Genomic DNA, 8462 nt, shown 5'->3' on the forward strand with positions numbered 1-8462 from the left:
CGCTTGCGCGGGCCGTTCTCTTTACCGATGCAGCGAGGAATCAAGCCTCGACTTCATCATCCTTGTAGGCATCGACCGGAATGCAGGCGCACATCACGTTCTTGTCGCCGTACACGTTGTCCACGCGCGCCACCGGCGGCCAGTACTTGCTCTGCTTCAGGCTGGCCAGCGGGAATGCAGCCAGTTCACGCGGGTAGGCGTGGGTCCACTCGCTGGCGGTCACCGCGGTGGCGGTGTGCGGCGCGTTCTTCAGCGGGTTGTCCTCGCGGTCCAGGCGGCCGTCTTCGATCGCGGTGATCTCCTCGCGGATCTGGATCATCGCGTCGATGAAGCGATCCAGCTCGTGCAGCGATTCGCTCTCGGTCGGCTCGACCATCAGCGTGCCGGCCACCGGGAAGCTCAGGGTCGGGGCGTGGAAGCCGAAGTCGATCAGGCGCTTGGCCACGTCCTCGGCGCCGATGCCGCTGGTCTTCTCCAGCGGGCGCACGTCCAGGATGCACTCGTGTGCCACCAGGCCGTTGCGGCCGGTGTACAGGGTCTTGAAGTGCGGGGCCAGGCGCTTGGCGATGTAGTTGGCGTTGAGCTGCGCGACCTGGGTGGCCTTGCGCAGGCCGTCGCGGCCCATCATCGCGATGTACATCCAGCTGATCGGCAGGATCGAGGCGCTGCCGAAGCTGGCCGCGCTGACCATGCCGACCGGGCCGTTGTCACCCAGCTTGCCCGGCAGGAACGGCGCCAGGTGCTCCTTGACCGCGCACGGGCCAACGCCCGGGCCGCCACCGCCGTGCGGGATGCAGAAGGTCTTGTGCAGGTTCAGGTGCGAAACGTCCGAACCCCACTTGCCCGGCTTGGCCACGCCGACCAGGGCGTTCATGTTGGCACCGTCGGTGTACACCTGGCCGCCGTGCTTGTGGATGATCTCGCAGATCTCCACCACCTCTTCCTCGAACACGCCGTGCGTGGACGGGTAGGTCATCATGATCGCGGCCAGGCGGTCGCTGTACTTCTCGGCGTTGAGGCGGATGTCCTCGACATCGACGTTGCCGTTGGCATCGGTCTTGGTCACCACCACCTTCATGCCGCACATCTGTGCCGAAGCCGGGTTGGTGCCGTGTGCCGAATCCGGGATCAGGCAGATGTCACGGTGATCTTCGCCGCGCGAACGGTGGTAGGCGCCGATCGCCAGCAGGCCGGCGTACTCGCCCTGCGCGCCGGAGTTCGGCTGCAGGCTGACCGCGTCGTAGCCGGTGCATTCGACCAGCATCGCTTCCAGCGTGTCGATCAGTTCCTTGTAGCCCAGCGCCTGGTCGGCCGGCACCAGCGGGTGGATCTGCGAGAACTCCGGCCAGGTCACCGGGATCATCTCGGCGGTGGCGTTGAGCTTCATGGTGCACGAGCCCAGCGGGATCATCGTGCGGTCCATCGCCAGGTCCTTGTCGGCCAGCGAACGCAGGTAGCGCAGCAGTTCGTGCTCGCTGTGGTGGGTGTTGAACACCGGATGGGTCAGGAACGCGGACTGGCGCAGCAGGCCGGTCGGCAGCGCGTCGGCGGTGCTGGCATCCAGCGCGTCGACATCCAGCGAAGCACCGAACACCGCAGCCACGGCGACGATGTCGGCGCGGGTGGTGGTCTCGTCCAGGCTGATGCCGACCGAGTCGCTGTCGATCGCGCGCAGGTTGTAACCGGCGGCGCGTGCCTTGGCATGGATTTCATCGGCATGCACGCCGGTGACGTGCAGGGTGTCGAAGAAGTCACCACCGACCTGCACGCCGGCATTGCGCAGCGCTGCGGCCAGGATCGAGGCCAGGCGATGGGTGCGACGGGCAATGCGGGTCAGGCCGTCCGGGCCGTGGTACACGGCGTACATCGAGGCCATCACGGCCAGCAGTACCTGCGCGGTACAGATGTTGGAGGTGGCTTTCTCGCGGCGGATATGCTGCTCGCGGGTCTGCAGAGTGAGGCGGTAGGCCGGGTTGCCCTGGGCGTCGATCGAGACGCCGATCAGGCGGCCCGGCATCGAGCGCTTGTAGGCGTCACGGCAGGCCATGAAGGCCGCGTGCGGGCCACCGAAGCCGAACGGCACGCCGAAACGCTGGCTGTTGCCGACCACGATGTCCGCGCCCCATTCGCCCGGGGCGGCCAGCAGGGTCAGGGCCAGCAGGTCGGTGGCCACGGCCACCAGGCCGCCGCGCGCGTGCACGGCATCGACCAGCGCCTTGTAGTCGCCGACCTGGCCGAAGGTATCCGGGTACTGCAGCAGCAGGCCGAAGGCTTCCGCTTCCAGTGCTTCGGCCGGGGTGCCGACGCGCAGCACGATGCCCATGGGCTCGGCGCGGGTGCGCAGCAGTTCCAGGGTCTGCGGGTGCACGGCGTCGTGCACGAAGAAGATGTCCGACTTCGACTTGGCCGAACGCTTGGCCAGGGTCATCGCTTCAGCGGCGGCGGTGGCTTCGTCCAGCAGCGAGGCGTTGGCGATTTCCATGCCGGTCAGGTCGGCGCACAGGGTCTGGAAGTTGATCAGCGCTTCCATGCGGCCCTGCGAGATTTCCGCCTGGTACGGAGTGTAGGCGGTGTACCAGGCCGGGTTTTCCAGGATGTTGCGCAGGATCACGTTCGGCGTGTGGGTGCCGTAGTAGCCCTGGCCGATGAAGCTGCGCAGCACGGTGTTCTTGTCGGCGATCGCACGGATCTTCGCCAGTGCCTGTACTTCGGTCATCGACTCCGGCAGCGCCAGCGGCGCCGGCGACTTGATCTTGGCCGGCACGATGGCATCGGTCATGCCATCCAGCGACGCGTGGCCGACGACATCGAGCATCTGCGCGATCTCGGCATCGTTGGGGCCGATGTGGCGCTCGACGAACGCGTTGTGGTGCTCGAGCTCACGCAGGGAAGGGGTGTTCTGGGACATGGCGAAGGATCCGTCAGGAAAGGGCACACGCACGGGCACAAGCCGCCGGTCGGCGGTCTGCGGGGCGCCCCTCTGTCCTTTTGCCTGAGAGTTTAAAAGCGCAGAAAACCGCAGCTTCGTGCCCCTTCGGCGCCGGATCGAACCGGTCTCTCCAGAGTTGTGTTACGGGTGGTATCGGGCCTGAGCGATTACGGGCGTTGCGCCTTCGGCAGCGGTGTTCCGCTTCTCCCACCGTGTTGCCCGCTGATTATAGCCCGTTGCGGGCCCGCCGGCCGCCTCCAGGCATGCCCGCCACGCCTGAATGGCCGATGGCCCGGCCGTGCGTTTTGTGCACCGCTGCATGGCATCGAGCGCAATCCCCACCTATGATGGACGGATACCCGAATTCATCTGGCGCCGTCCCTGCAGAAGGGGACCGGCGCCCGCCGTGCGTGCCGCGCATGGCCCTGCCGGACGCCTTCCCCATGACCGCCGCCGTTGCCCCCTCCACCCGCCGCATGGCCCTGCTGCTCGCCGGCCTGGCCATGTTCGGTCCGTTCTCGATCGACACCATCTTCCCGGCGTTCCCGCAGCTGGCCCAGCGTCTGGCGGTGGACGAGGTGGCGGTGCAGCAGACCATCAGCGTGTACCTGCTGTTCTATGGCCTGATGAGCCTGGCGCACGGCCCGCTGTCCGACGCCTGGGGCCGCAAGTGGGTGATCCTCGGTGGCCTGGTGGTGTTCGTCGGCGCCTCGGTCGGCTGCGCGCTGTCCACCGACCTGACCACGCTGCTGGCGTTCCGCGCGCTGCAGGGCCTGTCGGCGGGTGTCGGCATGATCGTCGGCCGCGCGGTGATCCGCGATCTCTACCATGGCCACGACGCGCAGCGCCTGATGAGCCAGGTGTCGATGCTGTTCGGCATCGCCCCGGCCATTGCACCGATCATCGGTGGCTGGATCCTGCTCAGTGGCGCCGGCTGGCCGCTGATCTTCTGGTTCCTGGTGGTGTTCGGGCTGGTCCTGCTGGCGGCCACCGCGCGCTACCTGCCGGAGACCCATCCGGTTGAAGCACGCGTGCCGTTGTCGCCGCGCACGTTGATGCGTGATTACGTGCGTATCGGCTTCAACCCGCGCTTCCTGCGCCTGGCGTTGGCCGGCAGCATCGGCTTCGGTGGCATCTTCCTGTACATCTCCTCGGCGCCGGTGTTCGTGATGCAGCACCTGCATCTGGGCGAGGGCGGTTTCGCCTGGTTGTTCATCCCCACCATCGGCGGCATGACCACAGGTTCGTTCCTGTCCGGGCGCATGGCCGGGCACAGCACACCGACGCGGCAGGTGGCCCTCGGCTTTACCTTGTGTGCGGTCTCTGCCGTGTTGAACATCGGCTACGTCAGCCTGGCGCCGCAGTTCGCGCTGCCGTGGGCGGTGATGCCGATCTTCCTGGGCGGCATGGGCATGGCGCTGATCTTCCCGATCCTGGCGCTGGCGGTGCTGGACATGTATCCGCACCAGCGCGGACTGGCCTCGTCGCTGCAGGCCTTCGTGCAGCTGATGATCAGCACGGTGGTGGCCGGTGTGGTGTCGCCGCTGCTCAGCGCCAGCCCGCTGCATCTGGCGCTGGGCCAGGCCGCGTTCTTTGGTGCCGGCTTCGTGTTCTGGTACTGGGAACACCAGCGTGAACGCGCGGCGCAGGCGGCCTGCACGGGCCATTGAGCAGCGCGCAGGGGTAGGGCGGGCCGCGATGCCCGCAACGCTTGCGACAAGGGACGACAGGACTAGGCTGGGCATTCCAGCCAGCCGGTGCGTGGATGCACGACAGCCAGCCGATCCGATGTCGTTGCATGAGGTTCCCCATGGCTGCGCAGCAGACCTACCGCCTGTTCGAGGTGGCGCTGAAGGAGCGCCGCGTTCTTTCCCCTTCCCTGGACCGCATGGTGTTCACCGGTGCCGACGTGGCGCGGATGAAAACCGAAGGCCCGGACCAGCGCATCAAGGTGTTCTTCCCCTTGCCCGGCCAGGATGTGCCGCAGGTCCCCAGCGGTGACGACTGGTACCCGCGCTACCGGGCGCTGCCGGACGATCAGCGCCCACCGATGCGTACCTACACCATCCGCCAGTTGCGGGCCGAGCAAGGCGAGGTCGATGTCGATTTCGTCATCCATGGCGAAACCGGCCCCGCTTCGCGCTGGGCCATGCACGCCCGCCCCGGCGACCGCGTGGTGCTGCTGGCCCCGGACGCCGACTGTGCCGAGAGCAGCCAGGGCTGGGAGTGGAAGCCACCGGCCGGTGTCGGCCAGGTGCTGCTGGTGGCCGATGAAACCGCGTTGCCTGCGGTGGCCGGCATCCTTGAGGAACTGTCGGCCATGGTCGACCCACCGCGCACGCTGGCGCTGCTGGAGGTAGCGCAGGCCGCTGATGCAGTGCACCTGAAGGCGCCCTCCAGCGCCGAGCTGGTCTGGCTGCCGCGCGGGCAGGCCGCCTACGGACAGCCGTTGCTGCAGGCGGTGCAGGCGCGGCTGGCAGCGGCCTCGAGCGTGGCCGCTGGCGACGAACTGGAAGAAATCGACGTTGACGCGCAGATCCTCTGGGAACAGGCCGATGCCAGTGTGGCCGGGCCGCTGTATGCCTGGGTGGCGGGCGAGGCGGGGGCGGTGATGGCGATCCGCCGCCACCTGGTGCGCGATTGCGGGCTGGACCGCCGCGCGATCACCTTCATGGGCTACTGGCGGCATGGCAAGGTGCTGGACTGACCGGACGGGATCGAGCACGCGTGAAGCAGCGCTGCGGGCGGGGTGCGCTATCCTTGCGCCCCCCTTCGCAGCGGTACCGCACCATGTCCACCAGCTCCAAGACCCGCCGCGACCAGCGCCGTCGCCAGGAAAAGCAGGCCGCCAACAAGGCCGCCGCGCAGGCGTCGCCGGTGGAACCGCATGCCGAACTGCGCGACGCGCAGCGCACCCTGCTGGCCGGTGTCGTGCGCCGCGACGGTGAATGGGTGCTGGGCATGGACGGCCGCATCGCGGGCCACAGCGAGAGCGCTGCGCAGGTGCTGGCGCTGATCATGCAGGCCGGTGAGCTGCACGAGCGCAAGGGCACGCCGGTGCGCCTGATGTACTCCGATGCGCTGCGTGATGCGGCGCAGGCCGAAGCCAAGGAGAAGGGCCAGACCTTCGAGGAATTCAAGGCCGAACTTGCCGCGGCAATGGCCGCGAAGAAGAACAGCTGATCGCGCCCAATCTGTAGAGCCGAGCCGTGCTCGGCTCTACAACACGGAGAAGGGGCGGATCCTCGCGGACCCGCCCCTTTTCTCATTTCGCCGCCGGGGCCGCGTTGGCCTGCCAGCCGCACATCTGGCCTTCGTTCTGCTGCTTCAGCCACTCGTTGACTGGGGTGAAGTACTCGATCATCGGGCCGGCATCGAGCTTGTCGGTGCCGGTCAGCTCCTTCAGCGTGGCCTGCCACGGCTGGCTGGAACCCTTGCTCAGCATTGCCCAGTACTTCTGGCCGGCTTCCTTGTTGCCGTAGAAGGTGCACTCATGCAGCGGTCCCTTGTAGCCGGACGCGTCGCACAGGCCCTTGTAGAACTGGAACTGCAGGATGCGCGCCAGGAAGTAGCGGGTGTACGGGGTGTTGCCCGGCACGTGGTACTTCGCGCCCGGATCGAAGAATTCTTCGCCACGGGTGCTGGCCGGGGCCACGCCCTGGTACTTGGCCTTCAGGTCCCACCACGCCTTGTTGTAGTTGTCGGCGGTGATCGAACCGTCGAACACGCCCCAGCGCCAGCGGTCGATCATCAGCCCGAACGGCAGGAACGATACGCCCGACAGCGCCATGCGCATCTGGTTGTTGATGACCGCCTCGCGGCTTTCGGTCGGTGCATCGACCAGGCCGATCGAGCTGAGGTACTTGGGCGTCATCGCCAGCACGATGGTGTCGCCGATCGCTTCATGGAAGCCATCGTTGGCACCGCCCTGGAACAGCGGCGGCAGCGGGTTGTAGGCCAGGTCGTAATAGATGTGGCCCAGCTCGTGGTAGATGGTGGTGAAGTTCTCTTCGTTCGGCTTGATGCACATCTTGGTGCGCACGTCGCCTTCCATGTTCATGTCCCAGGCGCTGGCGTGGCAGACCACGTCGCGGTCGTCGGGCTTGATGAACTGGGTTTTTTCCCAGTACGACTGCGGCAGCGACGGCATGCCCAGCGACACGTAGAAGTCCTGCGCGCGCTCGGTCATCTGCTTGGCGGTACGCAGTTCGGCCTCGCGCTGCGCCTTGTACTGGGCGGCGACGTTGGCGTCCTTGCCGGCCTTGGCCAGCGCCGCGCTCAGGTTGGTCTGGTACTGCTTCTCCAGTGCCGCGGTGATGTCCAGGCTGCCGGCGCCCGGGTAGGGTTCCAACTGGTCCCACAGGTTGGACCAGTCCTGCTGCCACATGTTGCCCAGCAGGTGCGCGGCGATCAGGCCATTGCCCACTTCGGCCTTGTTCTTGCCGTAAGTCTTGTCCAGCTTGCCGCGCGCGTAGCAGTGCAGCTGTTCGTACATCGGCTTGACCTGCTCCCACAGGCGATCGGTTTCAGGGCCGATCTGCTCCGGCGGCATGTCGTAGCCGCTGCGCCACATCTGCCCGGCATCGGTGAAGCCCATGCCCTTGGCGCCTTCGTTCACCAAACCGACGAACTTCTGGTAGTCGCCGCGCATGCTCTTGGTGGTGCTGTGCCAGCCCTGCCAGGCGTCGAGCTGTTTGTCGTAATCGCGGCTGCGTGCCAGCACCTGTTCCAGCTCGCCCAGCTGGCGGCAGGAGTTGGGATCGTTGGCGTCGGTGCAGTACTTGCCGGCACCGTAGCTGCCTTCCATGCGGGTGGCGATCTGGGTCAGCTCGGCCAGCTTGGCCGGATCGCGCGGCGCCGGCATCGAGGACATCAGCTTCAGCAGATGGATCGCGCGCTTGCTGTCCTCGCTCATCGGCTTGCCATCGAACTTGGCGGCCTGCTCGATCCAGCTGTTGAGCTGGGTCAGCGAGCGCTCGTTGGCCTTGGCCGCGATGCGTTCGGAATCACTGTTGATGTAGGTGGAGGACAGCCACTGCGCCGAGGTCATCTCCGGGTAGGCGGCCTTGAATTCGGCATTGATGCGGGCCACGAACTGGTCGGCGGTTTCACCGGCCGGGGCGCTGCTGCTGGCGGTATCGGTGCCTGGGGTGGGTTCCTTCTTGCAGGCGGCCAGGGCCAGCGTGGCGGCGGCGACTGCCGAGGCCAGCAGGAGATGACGATGTTTCACGGGCGGTCCTTGGGTGGTGAACGACGGCCGAAGGCTAGTGGGCAGGGCTTGCCACCGCAAGTGGCAAAGGTCGGCAGGGCTGCGCCCTGCACCCGCAGAGTCCTTCAAGCAACGGCAACGGCCGAAGCAACAGCAAGAGCGGGCTATCCGTGGGATGGCGGGGCGGTGTCGGAGTGCGGGGACGCCGCAAGTACGTCCCTGTAGGCTTGGCAGCCGCATCCATGCGGCTGACACCCCGCACTCCGACACCGCCCCACCTCTGACAGATCTCCGCGGCTGTTGGTGGGTGTCGACCTTGGTCGA

General features: G+C 66.9%; 5 protein-coding genes and 1 riboswitch. Of the genes, 3 read left to right on the forward strand and 2 right to left on the reverse strand.

The genetic code is table 11. The annotated features are described in order from the left end of the window. Positions 1–40: 40 nt before the first annotated feature. Entirely contained in the window at positions 41–2908 is a 2868-nt protein-coding gene (gcvP, locus tag N5D20_RS21300) for an aminomethyl-transferring glycine dehydrogenase (RefSeq protein WP_197579286.1), read from the reverse strand. Positions 2909–2970: 62 nt separating this feature from the next. Continuing rightward, positions 2971–3073, reverse strand: a riboswitch (glycine riboswitch). A gap of 299 nt (positions 3074–3372) precedes the next feature. Here gcvP and N5D20_RS21305 point away from each other — a divergent pair. The 3 genes from N5D20_RS21305 to N5D20_RS21315 all read left to right on the forward strand — a co-directional run bounded on the left by N5D20_RS21305 (position 3373) and on the right by N5D20_RS21315 (position 6112). After that, on the forward strand, positions 3373–4599 hold the full coding sequence (locus N5D20_RS21305; protein ID WP_054172332.1) for a multidrug effflux MFS transporter: 1227 nt from the start codon (positions 3373–3375) through the stop codon (positions 4597–4599). Positions 4600–4739: 140 nt separating this feature from the next. Then, positions 4740–5636: a siderophore-interacting protein gene (locus N5D20_RS21310; RefSeq protein ID WP_197579285.1), complete on the forward strand. Its 897-nt coding sequence runs from the start codon at positions 4740–4742 to the stop codon at positions 5634–5636. Between the two features lie 83 nt (positions 5637–5719). Next, positions 5720–6112, forward strand: coding sequence for a hypothetical protein (locus N5D20_RS21315; protein WP_014038106.1), 393 nt, complete (start codon positions 5720–5722; stop codon positions 6110–6112). Positions 6113–6194: 82 nt separating this feature from the next. On the opposite strand, the gene N5D20_RS21320 is transcribed toward N5D20_RS21315, so the two are convergent. Next, positions 6195–8159 (reverse strand): M2 family metallopeptidase, encoded by a 1965-nt coding sequence (locus N5D20_RS21320; protein WP_197579284.1) that lies wholly within the window; start codon positions 8157–8159, stop codon positions 6195–6197. Between the last annotated feature and the right edge of the window lie 303 nt (positions 8160–8462).

The sequence above is a fragment of the Stenotrophomonas sp. GD03877 genome, assembly GCF_029840555.1.
Lineage (GTDB): Bacteria > Pseudomonadota > Gammaproteobacteria > Xanthomonadales > Xanthomonadaceae > Stenotrophomonas > Stenotrophomonas geniculata.